We start from the raw sequence: 19,453 nt of genomic DNA, 5'->3' as shown, positions 1-19,453 counted from the left end.
TGGTTCATCTTTCCCTGGTCTTGCACCAGCCAACTCCCGATTTTGTTGCTCTTGTCGCGCACCGACACCGCTAATTTGCGTCATGAAAATGACCCTCAGGTGCGCTGCTACCGGAGTCAGTTCTCCGATCAGATGGAGATGATGTTGGCAAGCGATCAAGTCGAGGAGTACTTAGATCGCCATCAGGGTTGGTTCGAACGCTGTGCCGCTCCGATGCGAGTGCATCCGATCGACGCCCAGTCCTATGACCTCACCCTCGGAAAATTTGGGAACTTCGGGTTTGAAGTTGAACCCACCATTGCCTTACGACTCCTCCCCCAACACAAGGGCATTTATCGAATCGAAACCATCCCATCAACCCCCAAAGCGCAAGACCTGAGGGAGCACTACGACGTCGACTTTCAAGCAAGCATGCACCTCATTCCCATGCAGGAGAGTGGTGATGAACCCAATCCCAAGGGGCAAGTCGGCACGTCGGTTCAATGGGATCTTGATTTATCCGTTTGGATTCGTCTGCCAAAAGTCATCACCATGCTTCCGGACAATCTTGTCCAGTCCAGCGGAGACCATTTGCTCAAGCAGATCGTGCGTCAGATCTCGCGACGGCTGACCTGGAAAGTGCAAGAAGACTTCCACGCGTCCCACGACTTGGACTGCCCGCCTCGACGACGAGCAGCCTTCTAACTAGAGAGGGGACTCAACCAAGGCCAGGTTGTTTAACGGCTCGTCCAAATCTTGTTGACGATCTCCATGCCACTGAAGGCCTGCCAAAGAAACAGGGTGAGCATTCCCATGTTCAGGCCGACGTGGACCTTGCGAGCAATCACATTTCCCCGCTGCATCAGGGGGGAAAGCGAAGCCGCGACCGCCAGCATTCCTGTCATCCCTAAGCCGACCAGGAGATGAGGGCCAACAAACAACTTGTCGTTGTTGAGATACGTGACCGCCATGCCACCCAGGGTTCCCAGCGTCATCAACGCCAACAAAATGCTTCCCCAGAGGTAGTGGCGCTGAGCAAACTTCTTGGGCACGAGAAGCTTGCGCTGCTCAGGAGTTCCCGTTCGAGTTCGTTTGACCTTGATGCCGAGATAAAGCGCCCAACCACCGGTTGCCAACAAACTCCACTCCATCAATGGGTGGGCGAAATTCAGCGTGAAAGGAAGGGTGGCCAGCATTGGAGGTGTAACGGCTCTGCCGCGAGGCTAGGGGTCCATGGACCCCCCCCATCTCAATGAAGGAAGTGTCGACGGCCTGTTAACAGCATTGCGAGCCCCAGTTCGTCACAGGCCTTGATCGAATCCGCATCGCGCAAGCTGCCACCTGGATGAATTACAGCTGTAATTCCGTGGCTCGCCGCAAGACGCACGGTGTCGTCAAACGGGAAAAATCCATCACTGGCCAGCACAGCCCCTGTGGCTTGATCCCCAGCCGCATCAAGCGCGAGGCGAGCCGAGCCAACCCGGTTCATTTGACCGGCCCCTATGCCCAAGCTCTGCCCCTTGGAGGCGACCACGATGGCGTTGGAACGCACGTGACGCACCAATCGCCAAGCGAACTCCAAATCCTGCTGTTCCTGGGATGAGGGAGGCCGCTGACTTGCCACTGTCCACTCGCTTGGTGTGATCGCTTGATCGTCTAGGTCTTGAACCAACAATCCACCAAGAATGCTGCGGACGTGGTCGGGGCCCGCCGCATCGATCGCGGCAGGCTGGAGCTCCAGCAAACGCAGATTCGCTTTGGCCGCAAGAATCTCTCTGGCTTCTGGAGAAAAGCTTGGCGCCACGACGCATTCCAAAAACAAGCTTTTCAGTTCCCCTGCCGCTGCGGCGCTCACCACGCCATTGATGGCGACGATTCCCCCAAAGGCACTGACTCGATCAGCATCCAAGGCCCTCGTGAGTGCAGTTGACACATCCGATCCGATGGCAACACCACAGGGATTGGTGTGTTTCACCACCACCGCGGCTGGCTGAACAGCCGGCTCAGCGCCATCAGAGCCGTAGCCAAACTCCCGAACCATGGCGAGAGCAGCTTCGAGATCCAACAGATTGTTCGTACTCAGTTCCTTGCCTTGCAGTTGAACCGCACCGCCCCATCCCTGCTGGGCATGGCTATACCAACGGGCTTTCTGATGAGGGTTCTCGCCGTAGCGCAAGGTTTGACGCAGAGGAACCGCCTCAAGCCAAGGGGATCCATCTGCGGCCACCGCCTGGTCCATCCAGCGGCTAATGGCGGTGTCGTAGGCCGCAGTGTGCTGGAAGGCTTCAAGAGCAAGCTGACGGCGTAATGCCGCCGGCACCTCACCACCGGCTTGAGCCATCGCTTCAAGCAAACGGTCGTACTGATCTGGACTGGTCAGAACAGCAACGTCGGCATGATTTTTCGCGGCAGAGCGCACCATGGTGGGCCCACCAATATCAATGTTTTCAATCGCTTGATCCCAAGTGACATCAGCCTTGGCAACTGTTTCCCGGAAGGGATACAGATTCACGACCACCACATCAATGAAGTTGATGTTCTGTTGTTCAAGGTCGTTCTGATGGGCCGCATCACCACGCTTGGCCAAAATTCCACCGTGAACACGGGGATGCAGCGTTTTGACGCGGCCACCCAAAATCTCAGGGGCCCCGGTGTACTCGGAAACACGGGTTACCGGAAGGCCAGCCTGCTCAAGCACCTTGGCGGTGCCACCACTGGAGAGCAATTGATAGCCATGGATTCGATGCAGAGCCTCGGCCAACGGCAAAAGCCCAGATTTGTCGGACACACTCAGCAGAGCGACAGGAGCCATCAGGCGACATGACTAAGTCTTGAGCCAACCTACGCATGAGTTGACCAAACATCCGGATGCCTCAACGCCTTGTGCTGCTGCATGGATGGGGCGCAACAGCAGCTGACCTACAACCCCTAGGCGAGCAGTTAGCAGCCCAACACCCAGAGCCACTGGACATTGTTTGCCTCGAAGCACCAGAACCACATCCACAACCGGGGGGGCGCCAGTGGTACGGACTCTTTCCATCGGACTGGGATGCAGTCCCCAACGCTGTTCAACAGCTCACGACTCGCTTACTCGGCCTCTCAAGGGATGGCATTCCGCTCGAGCGCACCGTTTTATTTGGCTTTTCCCAAGGTGGAGCGATGGCCCTGAGCTGCGGCTGCAGCCTCCCGCTCGCTGGCGTCATTAGTTGCAGTGGCTACCCTCATCCCGATTGGCAGCCACCGCTCAACCATCCCCCCGTTCTCGCCATGCATGGGAGTGAGGATGAAATTGTGCCACCCGGTGCACTCGAGTTGATCAAGGGACGTCTTGATTCTGAGCGCTGCGAAGCCCTCCTATTCAAAAACGGCCACACCATCCCTTTGGAGATGATGCAACCGTTAAACGTCACACTTCAAACAATGTTGAAGTTGCCTTGATCAGACGAAGGCGTATTCATATTCCTCCATTTCCTCCCAGTCATCGGAGGTGAGATCCAGACCCTCAAACAGGGTGTCCTCACCAACAGAGTCGACGATAATTCTTAAAGAGGGGAAGAGAAAGTGGTTCTCTTCTGCGTACTGAGCACTAAACAAACCTTTCTCACCCCAGAAGAAACGGTCTGTGGTGTGCTCATTACGGCGCACATTCAACAGAGCAGGTGGTACGAGACCGCCTTCAGCGATATAACGGCGTGCGGCGGTAACAGGTTTGTATTCGCCAGTCTCTAAATGATGCGTTTGAACATGCGCAAGAACGCGTTGTCCAGCAAGCCTGCGACGGCTAATGCGCTTTCTTTTCTTGGACATAGAGAAATCCCCTCAAGGAGAACGATTTAGGGATGGACGCAATGGCAGCCGGAAATCAAAGAAGTGAAATCACTGTTTCGATCTCTTCGCCGCAAGTGGGTCGACGGAAAACGTCGGACGCTGGGGGTGGACCGCATCAGGACAGAGAGGCAAAGCCCCAACCGTCAAAAGGACACCAACACCTCAGCAATGCCAAAGTGGATATCCAGCGGAGAACTCATCTGTCTCTGCTGTAGCCGCGATTGCATCAAGAATGCAACTTTTATGCGCGTTGGCGGGCATTCGCTCTTGACGAGCTGCGCCTCGGTCGATACCAAGATCTTAAGACTTTTCTCAGATTTATCAAGTCGGCCAGCGCGATGGGCCTGACCCACTTCACCGTCAGAAGCCCATGCAACTAACTGATCGGTTCCTCGACTTTGCAGACCAGCAGCTGACTCCTGTGGTGTCGCTCATGGGTTTTACCCACCTCGGGCTGTACCTAAGCGCGCCACCAGGCCAAGAAGGACCTCCGCTGATCCTGATCAAGCAATGGTCGTCAACGAACCGTGCCTTACCCGCCGCAGATGTGGATCCAGAGCTCAGGCAAGCCAGTGAAGAGCGCCGCTGGTACCCGCTTCAGGATGCTGGGTTGATTCTTGGTGCCCTGCGCGTCGAACTCGAGCCAGGCCTCAGCTGGACCGCAGACCTCGAAGAAGAGATGCGGCGATGCGCCTTAGCGATTAGCCACGCCCTCGGACGCGATCTGGAGTGCATTCAGCTGCAGGAGGAGCTCCACCAGCAACGCAATCAGCTCAAAACCCTGGTGCATCAGCTCCGCAACCCCCTAGCGGCTCTGCGCACCTATGCCCAGCTGATGATGCGCCGCCTGGAACCGGATAGCGCCCATCTCTCCCTCGTCGATGGAATCCTGACGGAGCAGCATCAACTGGGGCGTTACATCGATGCGCTCGAAAACCTAGGGCGACAAAGCCTCCCGAATGGTCCTGATCCTTCAACGGCTTACTTGCTCCCTCCTGGCGCTGCTCCACAGCGGGAAAGCCTGAAGGAACTCCTGCTTCCCCTCATCGAGCGGGCCAGCGCAACAGCCAGCCTTCAGGGCCGTCCCTGGCATGGCCCCTCGCAGTGGCCTGCATGGAGCACCCACTCCGCTGGAGATGGCAGCACAGCTGAGATCGTTGCCAACCTGCTCGAGAACGCCTTCCGCTACAGCCCGCCAGGACGTGCCATTGGCCTCGCGTTACTTCCCGATGGTCTTTGCGTTTGGGATGACGGCCCGCCAATTTCAAGCGAAGAACGAGAGCTGATTTTCCACCGCGGCGAACGGGGCACCAGCAGCCGCGATCGACCTGGCACCGGCCTTGGATTGGCCCTGGCTCGAGCCTTGGCTGAGCGCAATGGTGGCCATCTCACCCTGAGCGTTGAGCCATGGCGGATCCAAACCAACCTGCCGGCACAGGGCAATGCATTTCAACTCAGTTGGCCGCAGCCAGCCCTGCCAGCAGCAACAGCGTGATCGCCTCACTTACCACCACCACGGCGCCATAGCTATCGCCGGTATGGCCGCCAAGACGTCGTCCCAAACGCTCTGCAACGCCGACGGCCACCGGAGCACCGATCAGCAGGGGCAGGGGAGCGACAAAAGGAACGAATGCCAAACAAGCAACCACCGTTGGCACCACATCCCACAACGGTTGTCCATAACGCCGATGAAAACCCGCCGTGCCATCGGAGCGGAGATAGTCGAATCGTGCCATCGCCCATAGGGGCGAAACGCGCCCCCAAAATCCCGCCAAGAGCAAAGCCAAAGGCGCTTGTTCCTGGAGCTGGAACAAGGCAGCGAGCTGAAGCAACAACACAACAGCTAAGGCCAACGCACCACTTGCTCCCACCCGGCTGTCTTCCATGGCTTCAAGGCGTCTCGCGGCCCCAGCAGCCAAGCCATCGGCGGTATCCATCAAGCCGTCTTGATGCAGACCACCCCCCAGCCAAATCCCCACTGCCATCACGACTGGCGCCAAGGCGACATCACTCCAACCCAGTCCACTCAGGCCCCACCACAGCAAGGCCTGCAGCACCCCGATCCACAGACCAATCCATGGAGCAAAACGGGCAATGCGTTCAAAACGAGGCCGTGGCCAAGGCCAGGCCGGCAACACCGAATAAAAAATCCAGGCTCCCGCCAAATCCGACAACCAAGGGAAAACAATCCTGACGATCCCAGCCTTCATGCGATTCCAAAAAATTTAATCAGCCGCTTCGTCGACACCAGAAAACCACCGATCTGCCATGACGTTTAGCGGTAAGCCTGGATCGGCTGAACCTTAGGTTCAGCAAAAGCGGGATGACCGCCGTGTTCAACTTCGAGATCAGCGCCCATTGCCCCCACACGAAGGGGCGATGTGGCTGCTTCCACACCCCGCATGGCCCGGTGCAGACCCCGCGGTTCATGCCTGTGGGCACCCTGGCCACAGTGAAAGGGATCAGCACAGAGCAACTGGCCCGCACGGGAGCCCAGATGGTGCTGTCAAACACATATCACCTGCATCTTCAACCCGGCGAACAAGTCGTCGCAGAGGCTGGAGGCCTTCACCGGTTTATGGGGTGGGATGGACCCATGCTCACCGATTCAGGGGGATTCCAAGTTTTCAGCCTCGGGAATCTGAACAAGATTGATGAACGAGGGGTGGTGTTTCGCAACCCGCGAGATGGGCGCACTATCGACATGACGCCAGAGCATGCCACCAACATTCAAATGGCCCTTGGCGCTGATGTGGCGATGGCCTTTGACCAATGTCCGCCCTACCCAGCAACAGAAAACGATGTGAAAGATGCCTGTCGACGCACCCACGCCTGGCTTGAACGCTGCGTCAATGCCCATACCCGATCCGACCAAGCCCTGTTCGGCATCGTTCAAGGTGGCTGCTTCCCCCACCTCCGTCGCGAAAGCGCTCGAGCCGTCGCCGCCTTCGACCTTCCTGGCATCGCCATCGGCGGCGTCAGCGTGGGCGAACCGACGGACGACATGCATCGAATCGTGCGCGACATCGGTCCGCTCTTACCGCTGGATCGACCCCGTTACCTCATGGGGATTGGCACGTTGCGTGAGATGGCCGTTGCCGTCGCCAACGGCATCGATTTATTCGATTGCGTACTCCCCACTCGCCTGGGCCGCCATGGCACAGCACTGGTGGGTGGAGAACGCTGGAACCTCCGCAATGCCCGCTTCAGGAATGACCACACGCCCCTTGATTCCAGCTGTTCGTGTTTGGCCTGTACGGGCCATAGCCGCGCTTACATCCACCATCTAATTCGCAGCGACGAGCTCCTGGGACTCACACTGCTGAGCCTGCACAACATCACGCATCTGGTGCGATTCACCAATGCCATGGCTCAAGCCATCCAAGACGGCTGTTTTTCAGAGGATTTCGCTCCCTGGCAAGAGGACTCACCAGCCCATCACACGTGGTAGCGTCCAACCTCAATGCCTGTTTAACGCTAGGGATGGCCGCCTTTACCCTCGATTTGATGGCTCAGCTGCCCGAGGCCTATCAAGCCTTCTCACCGCTGATCGACATCCTTCCCTTGATCCCGGTGTTTTTCCTGCTGCTTGCCTTTGTGTGGCAAGCATCCGTTGGTTTCCGCTGAATTCTTCAGCCAGTTTTGACGACCTGCCAAACGAAGGCCGGTAACGCCAACATGCGTTTCCATCGGCTTGGCTCTTGGAGCAGTCGATAAAGCCACTCGATTTGCATCCGACACATCCAGTTGGGTGCTCTTTTTTTGGTACCGGCCCAAACATCAAAGCTTCCACCAACTCCCATCCACAACCCGGATTGTCCTTGCTGGACCCGTTGTGACCAGGTTTCTTGGCGAGGCACGCCCAGAGCAATTAAGACCAAATCGGCTTGCAGAATCTTGAGCTCTGATTCCAAACCGGGCCATGCCTGATCCGATTGATAACCATCAACGGCGAAAACCAGGTTGAGGCCCGGAAACTTCTGAGGCAAGGACATTCTGAGCGACTCCATCACCGCGGGGGATGCACCGATTAAGGCCACGCGCCAGCCATGGGAGGCCGCATAGCTCAACAGGCTCCAAGCCAATTCAATCCCTGCACTTTTCACCACATGCACGCGTTGTTTGGAGAGGGCCCAAACAACGCCTGCGCCATCAGGAATCACGAGCTGAGCCGTTTGAATCGCAGCACCAAGCTGCTGATCATCCCTGGCTGCCATCGTCATCTCCGCATTGAGCGTGACAATGCGTCCGCCTCCATTGGCATGGAGACCTAAGGCAGCCGCTTGCACATCGCGGCAAGCATCCACTGGAACACCAAGCACGTGACAGCGCCGATGGTCATAAGGACTTGTCGTGACTGAATCCATGGTCATCCTTCCGCGTTGGAGAATTTAGAAGTGGTGATCGAGCCAGGCATGGTTTTGTCGACGACGGAACTCCCCCAAGACAACAGCCGTCGCGATGAGGTTCTTGAACGACTCGATCGAGCGATCGAGAGGGTGGTCCTTGAACGACAGGATCCCATTAGTGGCTTGTTGCCCGCCAGTACGGCACACACCATCCATGGCAACTACGGCGATGCCTGGGTGCGCGACTGTGTGTACTCCATCCAGTGCGTCTGGGGACTCACCCTCGCCCACCGTCGGCGTGATGGGAGCAGTAGCCCCAGAGCCTGGGAATTGGAGCAGCACGTCGTTGCTCTCATGCGCGGTCTGTTGCGCTCCATGCTGCGCCAGGCGAACAAGGTTGAACGCTTCAAAACAAGCCTGAATCCGCTGGATGCACTCCATGCGAAATACGACGGATGCTCGGGGGATCCCGTCGTCGTCGACGACGCTTGGGGTCACTTGCAGCTCGATGCCACATCGCTGTTTCTTCTCCAGCTGGCTCAGCTGACGCGGAGCGGATGTGCCGTGATCCGGAGTCGGGACGAAGCCGATTTCATTCAAAACTTGATCCACTACATCGCTCGGGCGTACCGCATCCCGGATTACGGCATTTGGGAGCGGGGTGATAAGGCCAACCATGGTTGCCCCGAGCGCAATGCCAGCTCGATCGGCATGGCAAAAGCCGCCCTGGAAGCCCTCGATGGGCTTGATCTTTATGGACCCCATGGAAATGGATCTTGCCGCGTTCTGGTTCCACAAGGGGCGATCGTGCGTCTACGGCGGGCCTTGGTGGGCTTGCTGCCAAGGGAATCCGCCAGCAAAGAAGCCGATAGCGCCTGCTTATCGGTGGTGGGCTATCCGGCATGGGCCGTGGAGGACTCGGACCTGGTGGATCGAACCCTGCGGCGGATCCGGCGGGAACTTGGAGGCCATTACGGCTACAAACGCTTTCTCAGAGACGGCCATCAAACCGTCGTGGAAGATGCGAGCCGACTGCACTACGAGCCTGAAGAGCTTTCCGAGTTCGAAGGAATTGAGTCGGAATGGCCCCTGTTCCTCGCCTTCGAACTGGTCACAGCCTGCTGTGAACAGCGTTGGGATGACGCGCAAACCTGGCACGCCAAGTTAAAAACGCTGGCCGTTCAAACAAACGGAGACGCGTTGTATCCCGAGCTTTATCTGGTGGAGAGGAGTGCCATCGAAGACGAGCGCCGCACCCCCGGCAGCCAACGCCGTATCGCCAACACCAACCTTCCCTTGATCTGGACCCAGAGCTTGGCCTGGCTCGGAGAAATGCTGCTGGAACGCTTAATCACCCCCGCTGATATCGATCCCTGCAACCGACGCACACCCGCAGCGCTCGGTGCGGATTCAGTGCTGGTGGCCTTTGCGCCTCAAACAGCCGACGTGCGGGAGGCGCTGATCGCCGCTGGCTGTCCCGTCGATGCGGAGGAAACAATCAGCATCCATTCCTCCTCCGCCCTCAAAAACCACCTGAAATCAGCGGGCAACAACCAACGCCTCGGCCTCAGCGGCCGCCCAGGACATCGAGTCGAAACCGAAGAGACCGCTCGGTTTTACCGACACAACGGCCAACAACTAGTGTTCACGCCGACTGTTTTAGAAGACAGCAACAGCTACCTCGCGGATGACACGCAGCAACTACTCGAGAGCGTTGTCGATGAGCTGCACTTACTGCAACGCCACTGGAGAGGGAGCGGATTGCCTCTGCTTGTGATTCCCGTCAATAGCGCACTCTTCCACCAAGATCCCGAGATCTACCTCCAACTTTGTCAAAAGCTTGAGAGCGGCTCCCTCGAGACCATCTCAGTGCAATGCGACTGCCTCAGTCGACTAGCAGCACAGGGGCAATGGGTCGATTTGCCAAACAACCAAGCCCCCCTTAATTCGACAAACATCACTCCATCCATCGTGCTCCGCGATGCCACGGACCTTCGCGACCTCACCGCAGCAGAAGAGCAAGAACTCGATGACACCTCGATTGAGCAGCTCACGAAGCGGCTATCGAGAAGTTCCTTGTTGCATGAACAAGCGGAGGTGCTGGAACTTCTCCAACGCCGTCTGGGCTCACAAAAAGTGCAGCTCCGTCCTGGAGAGCGCCCGATCGAGCTGCGGCAGCTACTGGCGGAGGTGTATCAACACGGCCTGCGCTGCCAAGACTGGAATGTGGTGCGTCGTTGTGCGGGCGCCATGGGCATGGTGCACCCCCAACTCGAAGATGCCCTCACCGATTTGCTTGTTCGCCAAAAACAAGTCGTGGTTGGTCGCAATTACACAGGAGAGTCCCGTCTAAGCCAACCGCAAGACAGCACCGCGATCGCGGAACGAATCGAACGCACCAGCGGCATTGATGCCCGCGAGCGAATGCTGGAGCAAGAGCTCTTGCTCGCCCTGGACAGCATGGTCCGACGCGAGCCAACGCTGCTCGACGGGAGCCTCACCCTGCAGCTCGGACAACTCCTGTTGCTGCTCACATCCGAACTTTCAGGGGAACAAAGCCTGAGTCAGGACGAGGCTTTTGAGATCCTCTGCTGCGAACCGCCCCACAGGATTCGCAGCCGTCTTCGCTCCGTGCTCACCGATGTCGACCATGCCAAAGCCGCTCTCAAACGCAGTGAGCAGCTCCATGTGAGCGGGCGTGTGCAATGGACGGTGCCCGATCCCCTGGAACGCCGTCCTGGCAACGGTGATTGGCTGCAACATCGAATTCGTCTCGGCTCACTCCAAAAAGTGCCGCGCGATTTCTACGCGGGGATTTGGTCCTTGCTGCAGCACTGCCGCGGCCTCGTGATCGGCGACAAATTGGAACGCCGCAACCGACTGAATAGCCGTCTTGTTCTTGAAAAGACGGCAGGGGAACGTAATTTCGCAACCCTGGTCGATCACCTCTTAAGCCGAATCGAGGCTCCGGAATACCGCCAATTGTGCTGTGAATGTTTGCTGTCGCTCATGGCTTTCGTGGAAGCCAACGCTGACGTGCGCTTCGATGATGATCTGGCACTCGATGTGGTGATTGGCCATGCGGTGCGGGTGGGATGGCAACACTCACATCCATCGATGGATGTCGATGAATATGCGAAGCACAAAGCTCAAGCCTGGGATCAGTTCTACCTGGCCTCACCTGGAGATTGTCGACGCTGGCAGGTGATTGCCCTCAAGGAGCTCACTGAGCAAAACAGCCTGGTCTGATTCGGGGCCGATCAAGTCCGCATTAAATCGGTGCGGCAAGCGGATGACCAGAGTCGGGGTGTTCGACAGCCTGCTCGATCAAATCAGCCAACTTGAGCGCTCTTGAAGCCTGAAGACCATCCACCGCTGGAGTTTCCCGTCCTCGCACGCACTGGAGGAAATGTTCCAGTTCGGCATACAAAGGTTCGATCGACGTGGTGCTGACCTCTTCAATGAATCCATCGTTTCGATACAGCAGCTCTCCGTGATCGGCAGAGACCCACTCATGGGCACGACGGTGAATGTGCAAGGTGTGATTGAGAAAATCCGTTTCCACCAAGCTCGAACGGCAGTGCGCACTCAAACTGCGGATCTTGCGATGACTCATCTTGCTAGCCGTCAGGCTTGCCACCACCCCGTTCTCAAAACCAAGCGTGGCATTCACGTAATCAATAGGCCCCTCGGCACTACGACCTCCAGCAGCCGCTAATCGCACCACTGGAGCTTGGGCCAGCTCCAAGACCAAATCAATGTCGTGAATCATTAAATCGAGCACCACCGACACATCGTTAGCCCGATCGGAATGGGGGCTATGACGACGGCCTTCCAAGACCACGACCTCTTCATTCGCCACCACCTTGATGAGTTCTCGGAAGGCGGGGTTAAACCGTTCGATATGCCCCACCTGTAAGAGGCGATGGGCTTGATGGGCCGCATTGATCAGTGCCGTGGCTTCGTCTTGGCTGGCGGCGATCGGTTTTTCGATCAAAACGTGCAGCCCGGCTTGGAGACAGGCCAAACCAACCGGGTGATGCAGCAATGTCGGCACTGCAATACAGACCGCTTCAACCTCAGACAACATCTCGCGGTAATCCGCAAACCAACGGCAACCGAATTGTTCGGTGGCCATGTGGCCACGTTCAGGGTCTGGATCAGCAACACCAATGAGGTCAGCGTCGCGAAGAAGGCTGAGCACCCTGGCGTGATGCCAGCCCATGTTGCCGATGCCGATCACCCCGACCTTTACCGGAACGATGGGGTCGGCAGACATCGGCTAGCCAAGAAAGATGTGGGAAGACTATCGGCCTTCAGTCAGAAACCTCGTCCAAGTTCGGCAGAATCAAGCGAACACGATCAATCCGTGGTCCTGCCATCACGGTGATCTCAAACTGCAGACCCTGAAAACTCAAGGCCTCTCCTGGTGCAGGAATGTGCTGGAGCCGTTCCAACAGAAAGCCCGCCAAGGTGTGATGGTCATCGGCTTCAGGCAGGTCTAAGTCGAGCTGCCGATTCAACTCAAAGATCTCAAGTTCTCCAGCCACCAACCAGGAACCAGATCGACCCTCTTCGGCCTGCAATTCCGGTTCATCGGTTTCGTCTTGAACGTCATCGCCAACAATTTCCCCCGTGAGATCAGCGGCGGTCACAAGCCCTTCGGTGCCGCCATGCTCATCCACCACTAAAAGCAGGGGCTGACCGCTGCGAATCATGGGAAGCAACTCGGCCAGGGTTGAGGTTTCCAAAACCCGGACGGCGGGTTGGAGATAGGGCTCCAAGGGCGAATTGGACTCGAGCTGTCCCCGCGCAATCGGTTCAGCCATCTGCCGCAGGTCCAGCACCCCACGCACATCGTCGAGAGATTCACCGATCACAGGGAAACGAGCGTGACGAGTGTGGTGCACCGCCTCCATCAGCTCGGCAAAGCAAACGCTAGCGGGCAGCGTCACCATGCCGGAACGCGGCACCATCACTTCTCGCACCTGAGTATCCCGAAGCGCAAAAACCCCCTCAAGAATGTTGCGCTCATCAGGGAACAATCCCGTTACCCGGCCGGACTCGACGAGGGTTTCCAACTCACCAGCTGATAGGGCTGGCACTAACACATCCCATTGGGGCGCTAGTCCTAAAAGCCGCATCAGCAAGCCAGCAACAGCCTCCAGCAGATTGAGCAACGGCGCCAGACAGCGCATCACCACTTCGAGCAACGGCGCCAGACGCAAAGCTGCTTTTTCCGGACGATTCAGCACCCACGCCTTTGGCAACAGCCCCCCGAGGAATGTGGCCAGCAACACAATCAGCACAAACAACGAGGCGTCCCGCCAAGCCACACCGAGCGATCCATCGGACCAAAGACGCCCACCCAAACCTCGACCGGCCCAGCCAAGAGAGACCAAAGCCAAGGTGGCTCCAAGCTGAGACACCATGAGCGCCCGCCGCAGCCTTCTCTGCAATCGCTGGATCGCCTGGGCCCCTGCATGGCCTTCTTCAACGAGCAACTCGACCCGACTCGGCCGTAAGCGCAGCAGCGAAACCTCCGCCGCAGCGAAGAATGCCGGCAAAACCAACAAAACAGCTAGTAAGAAAAGCCGCATCAAGTGACGTCAATGGGGGTCGCGGGGATCGAACCCGCCTTAGGCGAATTATGAGTTCGCTGCATTCACCAGATTGCTAGACCCCCCTCCCAGGAGTGTTACCACAGGGGTGTCACCAATGGAATCTCCATTTGTGCCGGAGGTTGCCCCTGCTCCATTGAAAGGCTGGAGCCAAAGCCATTGGAAATGTCTTGGGTTCGCCATGCGCTCAGGGGGCTCTGCTCTTCGATCAACGCCTCAACGGTGTTCTCAATCGCGGAAGCGTCCCAAACAATCGTTTGATCAGGGAAACCAAAGCCCATCAGCTGGTTACCACCCGTGCCAGCCACCGCAATTCCCAAAAGGTCGGTGATTTGATGGGTCACATCAATGCCCCGAACAAAGGGCGCTGTCCAGGTGAACATCCGCCGGTTGAGCAATGCGGATGTCGTTTCGGTAGGGCCACAGGTGGTGACTTCCACAGGCACCAAGCCAGAACCGGCAGAAGGATCCGGCGCTTCAAGGGTGGTCGTACACATCACCGGACCAGCCATGACAGGGACAGCCATCTGGGAAAGCGCCATCTCCGAAACCGCCGTGGCCATGCAGGCCGTCAGCAACGCTGAAAATTTCCTCATACCCGGCGAGGCAAACGTCTGTCCCTTCTCAGCGCAAACTAAGGACATCTGTGACCACTGGCCAGTCCCATGCCCACCTCGCCCGGACTCACCGAGGAGCAGCGCAGCGACTTGATGCGGCGCTTGGCCACATCGGCCTACAAACGCGGCAATTTCACCCTCGCCTCTGGACGCCAGAGCGAGCACTACGTGAATTGCAAGCCGGTGAGCCTCAGTGGGACAGGGCTACTCCTGATCAGCACGGCAATGCTCAGCCACGTGGAGGATCAGTCCGTTGCCGTGGCTGGCCTCACCCTTGGGGCGGACCCTCTCGTAAGCGGAGTGGCTGTGGCGGGCTCCTTGGCCCACCGCGACCTGGACGCATTGATCGTGCGCAAAGCCGCGAAAGGGCATGGAACAGGGGCCTGGCTTGAGGGACCTCTCCCGCAGCCCGGTGCTCTGATCACGGTGCTGGAAGACGTTGTGACGACCGGGGGTTCATCCCTCAAAGCCGTGAACCAACTGCGCGAAGCTGGCTACGTCGTGAACCGTGTGATCACGATCGTGGATCGCGAAGAGGGAGGAGCGGCAGCCATGGACGCCGCGGAACTCGAGCTCATCAGCCTGTTCCGTTTATCCGAGATTTCAGCCTTTGCAGCCGAACTCAACCAATGAATGGGGCTCTTCACTGGGATGCAACCTTCCCATTGCTAAAGCTCGAGGGAGAAGGAACCCGCAACTTTCTGCAGGGCCAAACCAGCGCAGATGTGGCCGATACCCCTGAGGGAAATTTGGTTCAAACCTGCTGGCTCACCGCGACGGGTCGATTGCGAGCCCTGTTGGAACTTCGCCTACGGGCCAACGGTGCGGATGTGCTCGTTCTGGCTGGCGACGCGACGGCCGTGGCGAGGGGATTCGATCAAGTGATTTTTCCGGCAGACCGAGTGCGCTTGCAACCCATAGCGGAACAACGCCGTGTTCAACGCCTCAGCACATCCAGTGCCGCGCTGTGGCTCGACGATGATTCCCAATTGCCGCCGAACTGGACCAGCAATCCTGCTAACCCAAAGCAATTTGAGCGCTGGCGGATTGAACAAAGACTGGTCTTTGGCCCTGGAGAGTTGAACGCTGATGCCAATCCACTAGAGCTGGGGTTGTCTGATCACGTGAGCCTGAGCAAGGGGTGTTATCTCGGCCAGGAAACCGTGGCCAAACTCGCCAACCTCGGCGGAGCCAAGCAGGAACTCAGGGGATGGATCTGCAACCAGGTGCTGTCTGTGGGCGACACCTTGCGCGCCAACGGCGAACGAGCAGGAACGATCACCAGCGTGCTCGACACCTCGGAAGGTTCCATCGGCCTTGCCTTGGTGCGTCGTCGACATCTTTCAGCGGAAACCCTGGATGGCTCAGACGGCGAGACCGTGCAAATGAACCTCCTGCCCGCTGATCAGGGCCCAGCGGTCGGTTGATCCGTATCCGACCCTGTTTTGAGCCGATCATCTTCTTTAAGAAGCCATTCCGCCACAGCCCAAGTGGCTCGGCAATCGTCTTGGTTGTACCGGAAAATCCACGCCAAACCATGACGCGAGCCTCGACGCTTCGGCCCTTCCCCCAACCATTGGCGCCACCAGAGCAAAGCCCGCGCACCATCCACACCGGACTGGCTCCAACGGAACCCGCGCCAAGCCGCAACCGACTTGAGCCCATAGCTGCTGAGTGGCAATCGCCAGTGGCTCCGAATCCTGGCGTGCACATCCACTAAACGTCGCTTCAATCGACGCAACTGCGCATCTGACGCGCCCTGCCGTTGGGCCAGGCGACGAAGGGACAGGGTTTCTGTTTCGCCGTAATGCAAAATCGGCCAACCGTCGTACCGACTCAACAGACGTTGCAGTCGAAGCCAACTGCGCTGTTCTCCATGCTCAGCCATGACAAGAAGCGGGTGATAGGTGGCGGCCGCAAGATCCCAACGACCATCGCTCTGACGCGGCAAACGCAGAAAACCATGGAGAAAATCGTGTCGCGCATCGGGGTCGGACTCGATGTCGTAGAGCAGAACCCCAGGCGCCCCCTGCAGTTCAGGCAAAGCGAAGGTGCTATCCAACCGTTCCACCAGGCCATCGCGCTGGGCAACGGCCTGGGCAACGAGAACTCGAGCGACGTCCCCATGTTGTTCGCCAAACCGTTCCATCTCAACGGCTAAACGTTCTGGATTGGCCGACGCGAGGTCGTTGAGGCCATGGACCCCAAGCTCCTGAAGCATCTCTCGCCGCTTTGCGCCGATGCCACTCACCTCACTGAGATGGCCATCCGCCGAAGCAACACGGCTACAGCTTTCACGCCAACTACACAGCGTGCACTTGCGACGATCCGCCGCCAAGGCTGGTGGTTGAGGCCGTTCTAAATCTGCATTGAGTTTCCGAAGCGCTTCGCTGAGCTGTTTTCGCAGCCCACTCGTCAGCCTGATCCGTTCCCGCTCCAGGCGACGCCCACCGCCACCCAATACCAAAAGCTCAGGTACAGGGCCAGCTTGATAGGCCTCTAACAAATGGCCCATTAGGGCAAGGGGCAGTTGATGTTCCCTCGTGATCCGCCTCCCCTGGCGCGCCAACACAGGTTGGTAAGCAAACGGGCCCCAGCGGCTTTGACCCGCCACCCGAAGCAACAGCGGTGGATGCGCCTCCACGGGCTCACCGGAAGGACCTTCCCCTTTAAAACGCAACCCCACCACCCCTTCATCACCAGCAGCACAGGCCGCTAGGCCATGACCTGGCTTATGGGGAAGCAACGCAACAAATGATCTCTGCTGATCGTCAAGCAGCAGGTTGCGATGCGCGGTCCATCGCCGCTGATTTGCATCTCCATGGCGATCCAGCCATGCCTTTCGGCGGCAACGCAACCAGCTGCGCAGCAGCCGATCCGTCAGGACGTTGTCGGCGAGCGGGGTGGCACCCATCCGCTGACCTTACGGCCATGGGCTGCTAGATCAATTTCACTGCAGGGTGTCCCCATGGCATCGGCTCCATTACCGCTCGGCCCAGCTCCAATTCAATTCGGCACGGATGGTTGGCGCGGAGTGCTGGGGGTCGACATCACAGTGGAGCGTCTTCTTCCCGTGGCTGCCGCCGCCGCCCAAGAACTCGCACACCGCGCCCCAGAAGGCCTTGAAAGCCGCACAGTGGTAATCGGCTATGACCGCCGTTTTCTTGCCCCTGAGCTAGCGGAATCCATCGCCGCCGCTGTACGTGGATGCGAGTTAGAGCCCCTGTTAACGGACACACCCGTCCCAACCCCAGCCTGTAGCTGGGCCGTCGTCGAGCGTCAGGCCCTTGGAGCCCTCGTGATCACTGCGAGCCATAACCCCCCGGAATGGCTCGGGCTGAAGATCAAAGGCCCCTTCGGAGGCTCCGTGGAAGGGGATTTCACCGCAGCAGTGGAACGCCGGCTTGCTGCCGGCGGAATCACAACGCCAATCCAAACCGAGGTTGCACGGTTCCCAGGGCGGGACGAACACCTCAATGGGCTGCGCAGAAAACTGGATCTGGCCCCAATCATGGCGGGGCTGAAAGCAATGAACCTCAAGGTGATCGTTGATCCCATGCACGGCTCCGCGGCGGGCTGCATCTCGGATTTATTCGGACCCGCTGGCACTGGATGGATCGAAGAAATCCGTAGTGAGCGCAACCCACTCTTCGGAGGGAATCCTCCGGAACCTCTTGCGCCTTACCTGCAGGAGTTAATTACAGCGGTGCGCGCCTCCACGGCTGCTGGCACGCCAGCGGTCGGGCTCGTGTTCGATGGCGATGGGGATCGCATTGCCGCCATTGACGAGGCCGGTGAGTTTTGCAGCACCCAGCTCTTGATGCCCCTCCTCATCGATCATCTGGCCCGCGCCCGTGCGCTGCCCGGTTCAATCGTGAAAACCGTCAGCGGATCGGACCTCATGCGATTGGTGGCCGAGGCGCAAGGTCGAGACGTTTTGGAACTAGCTGTGGGTTTCAAATACATCGCGGCGGAAATGCTCGCGGGAGATGTGTTGATCGGAGGCGAAGAATCGGGAGGAGTGGGCTTTGGCATGCACCTGCCCGAACGGGATGCGCTGTATGCAGCCGTTCTTGTTTTGGAAGCTTTAGTGGAAGGCGGACAACCACTTGGCGCTCGACTGACCGCACTTCAAGACCAACACGGTGGGGCTAGTCATTACGACCGCCTGGATTTACGACTCGCAAATATGGAGGCCCGCGAACGCCTCGAGCAGACCCTTGCGACAGCCACTCCAAAGACAGTGGCTGGCGAAGATGTACGAGAGGTGATTCGGACTGACGGCATCAAACTTCGTATGGGACCAAGCCACTGGCTGATGCTGCGTTTCTCAGGAACAGAACCGTTGCTTCGCTTGTATTGCGAAGCACCCGACGTCGATCGCGTGCACGCCGTATTGGCCTGGGCACAACACTTTGCTGAGGCGGCATGACAGAGAACCGGGTGCTCGTGATCGCCAGTGGCAATCAAGGCAAAATTCATGAATTTCAAGGGCTCTTGAGCGGATTACCTCTGGAGGTAAAACCACAGCCAGAAGGCCTCGACGTGGAAGAAACCGGCGCCACATTCGCTGCGAATGCTCGAATCAAAGCCCTTGCTGTGGCGCAAACCACAGGACATTGGGCCCTCGCCGACGACTCGGGCCTGAGCGTTTCAGCCTTGAATGGCGCCCCAGGAGTGCACTCGGCGCGTTACGCACCAACGGATCCTGAGCGCATCGAGAAATTGCTCGCAGCTTTGCTCCAGTGCAACGAGCGCTCCGCTCACTTCAGTGCAGCGCTCTGTGTTGCCGCTCCTGATGGTGCAGTGTTGCTCGAAGTGGAAGGCCGTTGTGAAGGCCAAATCACGAAGACCCCCCGCGGCGATCAAGGCTTTGGATACGACCCCATTTTTGAGGTCAACAACACTGGGCGCACATTTGCAGAAATGTCCCTGGCTGAAAAAAAGAGCTACGGCCACCGAGGGCGAGCCTTCGCTCTCCTGGAACCACTGCTAAAAAACCTGATTGCCGTTGATTAACAACGAGCGCACATCAGTTCAAGACGGCAAGGGTTAAACC

The 19,453-nt window shown here is 58.2% G+C and carries 19 protein-coding genes and 1 tRNA gene; 10 read left to right on the top strand and 10 right to left on the bottom strand.

Going from position 1 to position 19,453, the window contains the following annotated elements; all coding sequences use genetic code 11:
• Positions 1 to 42: 42 nt before the first annotated feature.
• Positions 43 to 684, top strand: a complete 642-nt coding sequence (locus tag SYNCC9902_RS01320; protein ID WP_011359107.1) for a DUF1997 domain-containing protein — start codon at positions 43 to 45, stop codon at positions 682 to 684.
• Between the two features lie 32 nt (positions 685 to 716).
• Here SYNCC9902_RS01320 and SYNCC9902_RS01315 read toward each other — a convergent pair whose 3' ends face one another.
• Both SYNCC9902_RS01315 and purH read right to left on the bottom strand, forming a co-directional pair.
• Positions 717 to 1,175: a DUF4079 domain-containing protein gene (locus SYNCC9902_RS01315; protein WP_011359106.1), complete on the bottom strand. Its 459-nt coding sequence runs from the start codon at positions 1,173 to 1,175 to the stop codon at positions 717 to 719.
• A 53-nt stretch (positions 1,176 to 1,228) separates the two neighbouring features.
• The gene (gene purH, locus SYNCC9902_RS01310) at positions 1,229 to 2,791 is read right to left on the bottom strand and encodes a bifunctional phosphoribosylaminoimidazolecarboxamide formyltransferase/IMP cyclohydrolase (protein WP_011359105.1); all 1,563 of its coding nucleotides are present in this window, start codon (positions 2,789 to 2,791) and stop codon (positions 1,229 to 1,231) included.
• A gap of 56 nt (positions 2,792 to 2,847) precedes the next feature.
• Here purH and SYNCC9902_RS01305 point away from each other — a divergent pair, with 56 nt between their 5' ends.
• Positions 2,848 to 3,417: an alpha/beta hydrolase gene (locus SYNCC9902_RS01305; RefSeq protein ID WP_011359104.1), complete on the top strand. Its 570-nt coding sequence runs from the start codon at positions 2,848 to 2,850 to the stop codon at positions 3,415 to 3,417.
• Here the strand turns inward: SYNCC9902_RS01305 and SYNCC9902_RS01300 are convergent, their stop codons facing one another.
• Positions 3,418 to 3,786, bottom strand: a complete 369-nt coding sequence (locus SYNCC9902_RS01300) for a DUF3155 domain-containing protein (protein ID WP_011359103.1) — start codon at positions 3,784 to 3,786, stop codon at positions 3,418 to 3,420.
• 391 nt (positions 3,787 to 4,177) lie between these two features.
• Between SYNCC9902_RS01300 and SYNCC9902_RS01290 the strand changes: the two genes are divergently transcribed.
• Positions 4,178 to 5,302 (top strand): sensor histidine kinase, encoded by a 1,125-nt coding sequence (locus SYNCC9902_RS01290; protein WP_011359102.1) that lies wholly within the window; start codon positions 4,178 to 4,180, stop codon positions 5,300 to 5,302.
• On the opposite strand, the gene SYNCC9902_RS01285 is transcribed toward SYNCC9902_RS01290, so the two are convergent.
• The gene (locus SYNCC9902_RS01285; protein WP_011359101.1) at positions 5,262 to 6,017 is read right to left on the bottom strand and encodes an adenosylcobinamide-GDP ribazoletransferase; all 756 of its coding nucleotides are present in this window, start codon (positions 6,015 to 6,017) and stop codon (positions 5,262 to 5,264) included. The genes SYNCC9902_RS01290 and SYNCC9902_RS01285 overlap by 41 nt on opposite strands.
• A 122-nt stretch (positions 6,018 to 6,139) precedes the next feature.
• Here SYNCC9902_RS01285 and tgt point away from each other — a divergent pair, with 122 nt between their 5' ends.
• Both tgt and SYNCC9902_RS01275 read left to right on the top strand, forming a co-directional pair.
• Entirely contained in the window at positions 6,140 to 7,258 is a 1,119-nt protein-coding gene (gene tgt, locus SYNCC9902_RS01280; RefSeq protein ID WP_011359100.1) for a tRNA guanosine(34) transglycosylase Tgt, read from the top strand.
• 32 nt (positions 7,259 to 7,290) lie between these two features.
• Complete coding sequence (locus tag SYNCC9902_RS01275) at positions 7,291 to 7,434, top strand: photosystem II reaction center protein K (protein WP_037987809.1); 144 nt, start codon at positions 7,291 to 7,293, stop codon at positions 7,432 to 7,434.
• A gap of 5 nt (positions 7,435 to 7,439) precedes the next feature.
• Here the strand turns inward: SYNCC9902_RS01275 and SYNCC9902_RS01270 are convergent, their stop codons facing one another.
• Complete coding sequence (locus SYNCC9902_RS01270) at positions 7,440 to 8,174, bottom strand: WecB/TagA/CpsF family glycosyltransferase (RefSeq protein ID WP_011359099.1); 735 nt, start codon at positions 8,172 to 8,174, stop codon at positions 7,440 to 7,442.
• Positions 8,175 to 8,222: 48 nt separating this feature from the next.
• Here SYNCC9902_RS01270 and SYNCC9902_RS01265 point away from each other — a divergent pair, with 48 nt between their 5' ends.
• Entirely contained in the window at positions 8,223 to 11,405 is a 3,183-nt protein-coding gene (locus tag SYNCC9902_RS01265) for a glycoside hydrolase family 15 protein (RefSeq protein ID WP_011359098.1), read from the top strand.
• A gap of 22 nt (positions 11,406 to 11,427) precedes the next feature.
• On the opposite strand, the gene SYNCC9902_RS01260 is transcribed toward SYNCC9902_RS01265, so the two are convergent.
• The 4 genes from SYNCC9902_RS01260 to SYNCC9902_RS01245 all read right to left on the bottom strand — a co-directional run bounded on the left by SYNCC9902_RS01260 (position 11,428) and on the right by SYNCC9902_RS01245 (position 14,421).
• Positions 11,428 to 12,435 (bottom strand): Gfo/Idh/MocA family protein, encoded by a 1,008-nt coding sequence (locus tag SYNCC9902_RS01260; RefSeq protein ID WP_011359097.1) that lies wholly within the window; start codon positions 12,433 to 12,435, stop codon positions 11,428 to 11,430.
• 37 nt (positions 12,436 to 12,472) lie between these two features.
• On the bottom strand, positions 12,473 to 13,756 hold the full coding sequence (locus tag SYNCC9902_RS01255; RefSeq protein ID WP_011359096.1) for a hemolysin family protein: 1,284 nt from the start codon (positions 13,754 to 13,756) through the stop codon (positions 12,473 to 12,475).
• A gap of 13 nt (positions 13,757 to 13,769) precedes the next feature.
• Positions 13,770 to 13,842: transfer RNA gene (locus SYNCC9902_RS01250), tRNA-Ile, on the bottom strand.
• Positions 13,843 to 13,854: 12 nt separating this feature from the next.
• On the bottom strand, positions 13,855 to 14,421 hold the full coding sequence (locus tag SYNCC9902_RS01245; protein ID WP_011359095.1) for a hypothetical protein: 567 nt from the start codon (positions 14,419 to 14,421) through the stop codon (positions 13,855 to 13,857).
• A gap of 21 nt (positions 14,422 to 14,442) precedes the next feature.
• Between SYNCC9902_RS01245 and pyrE the strand changes: the two genes are divergently transcribed.
• Complete coding sequence (gene pyrE / locus SYNCC9902_RS01240; RefSeq protein WP_011359094.1) at positions 14,443 to 15,027, top strand: orotate phosphoribosyltransferase; 585 nt, start codon at positions 14,443 to 14,445, stop codon at positions 15,025 to 15,027.
• The gene (locus SYNCC9902_RS01235) at positions 15,024 to 15,821 is read left to right on the top strand and encodes a YgfZ/GcvT domain-containing protein (RefSeq protein WP_011359093.1); all 798 of its coding nucleotides are present in this window, start codon (positions 15,024 to 15,026) and stop codon (positions 15,819 to 15,821) included. Before pyrE ends, SYNCC9902_RS01235 begins: the two co-directional genes overlap by 4 nt.
• Here the strand turns inward: SYNCC9902_RS01235 and SYNCC9902_RS01230 are convergent.
• Positions 15,800 to 17,308, bottom strand: a complete 1,509-nt coding sequence (locus tag SYNCC9902_RS01230) for a TM0106 family RecB-like putative nuclease (RefSeq protein WP_011359092.1) — start codon at positions 17,306 to 17,308, stop codon at positions 15,800 to 15,802. The genes SYNCC9902_RS01235 and SYNCC9902_RS01230 overlap by 22 nt on opposite strands.
• 54 nt (positions 17,309 to 17,362) lie before the next feature.
• On the opposite strand from SYNCC9902_RS01230, the gene SYNCC9902_RS01225 reads away from it, so the two are divergent.
• Positions 17,363 to 18,826, top strand: a complete 1,464-nt coding sequence (locus SYNCC9902_RS01225) for a phosphoglucomutase/phosphomannomutase family protein (protein ID WP_011359091.1) — start codon at positions 17,363 to 17,365, stop codon at positions 18,824 to 18,826.
• Positions 18,823 to 19,413, top strand: a complete 591-nt coding sequence (gene rdgB / locus SYNCC9902_RS01220; protein ID WP_011359090.1) for an RdgB/HAM1 family non-canonical purine NTP pyrophosphatase — start codon at positions 18,823 to 18,825, stop codon at positions 19,411 to 19,413. Before SYNCC9902_RS01225 ends, rdgB begins: the two co-directional genes overlap by 4 nt.
• The last annotated feature ends 40 nt before the right edge of the window (positions 19,414 to 19,453 follow it).

The sequence above is a fragment of the Synechococcus sp. CC9902 genome (assembly GCF_000012505.1).
Taxonomy (GTDB): Bacteria; Cyanobacteriota; Cyanobacteriia; order PCC-6307; family Cyanobiaceae; genus Parasynechococcus.
The sequence above is the reverse complement of the archived record's forward strand: the minus strand, read 5'-3'. Positions and strand labels throughout refer to the sequence as shown.

Excerpts from the sequence above, each read along its gene's own strand:
- SYNCC9902_RS01260 (WP_011359097.1), bottom strand. The coding sequence starts at position 12,435 with ATGTCTGCCGACCCCATCGTTCCGGTAAAGGTCGGGGTGATCGGCATC.
- purH (WP_011359105.1), bottom strand. The coding sequence starts at position 2,791 with ATGGCTCCTGTCGCTCTGCTGAGTGTGTCCGACAAATCTGGGCTTTTG.
- SYNCC9902_RS01275 (WP_037987809.1), top strand. The coding sequence starts at position 7,291 with ATGGCCGCCTTTACCCTCGATTTGATGGCTCAGCTGCCCGAGGCCTAT.
- SYNCC9902_RS01235 (WP_011359093.1), top strand. The coding sequence starts at position 15,024 with ATGAATGGGGCTCTTCACTGGGATGCAACCTTCCCATTGCTAAAGCTC.
- SYNCC9902_RS01265 (WP_011359098.1), top strand. The coding sequence starts at position 8,223 with ATGGTTTTGTCGACGACGGAACTCCCCCAAGACAACAGCCGTCGCGAT.
- SYNCC9902_RS01270 (WP_011359099.1), bottom strand. The coding sequence starts at position 8,174 with ATGGATTCAGTCACGACAAGTCCTTATGACCATCGGCGCTGTCACGTG.
- SYNCC9902_RS01290 (WP_011359102.1), top strand. The coding sequence starts at position 4,178 with ATGCAACTAACTGATCGGTTCCTCGACTTTGCAGACCAGCAGCTGACT.
- SYNCC9902_RS01300 (WP_011359103.1), bottom strand. The coding sequence starts at position 3,786 with ATGTCCAAGAAAAGAAAGCGCATTAGCCGTCGCAGGCTTGCTGGACAA.
- rdgB (WP_011359090.1), top strand. The coding sequence starts at position 18,823 with ATGACAGAGAACCGGGTGCTCGTGATCGCCAGTGGCAATCAAGGCAAA.
- pyrE (WP_011359094.1), top strand. The coding sequence starts at position 14,443 with ATGCCCACCTCGCCCGGACTCACCGAGGAGCAGCGCAGCGACTTGATG.
- SYNCC9902_RS01225 (WP_011359091.1), top strand. The coding sequence starts at position 17,363 with ATGGCATCGGCTCCATTACCGCTCGGCCCAGCTCCAATTCAATTCGGC.
- SYNCC9902_RS01245 (WP_011359095.1), bottom strand. The coding sequence starts at position 14,421 with ATGTCCTTAGTTTGCGCTGAGAAGGGACAGACGTTTGCCTCGCCGGGT.
- SYNCC9902_RS01230 (WP_011359092.1), bottom strand. The coding sequence starts at position 17,308 with ATGGGTGCCACCCCGCTCGCCGACAACGTCCTGACGGATCGGCTGCTG.
- SYNCC9902_RS01305 (WP_011359104.1), top strand. The coding sequence starts at position 2,848 with ATGCCTCAACGCCTTGTGCTGCTGCATGGATGGGGCGCAACAGCAGCT.
- SYNCC9902_RS01285 (WP_011359101.1), bottom strand. The coding sequence starts at position 6,017 with ATGAAGGCTGGGATCGTCAGGATTGTTTTCCCTTGGTTGTCGGATTTG.
- SYNCC9902_RS01315 (WP_011359106.1), bottom strand. The coding sequence starts at position 1,175 with ATGCTGGCCACCCTTCCTTTCACGCTGAATTTCGCCCACCCATTGATG.
- SYNCC9902_RS01255 (WP_011359096.1), bottom strand. The coding sequence starts at position 13,756 with ATGCGGCTTTTCTTACTAGCTGTTTTGTTGGTTTTGCCGGCATTCTTC.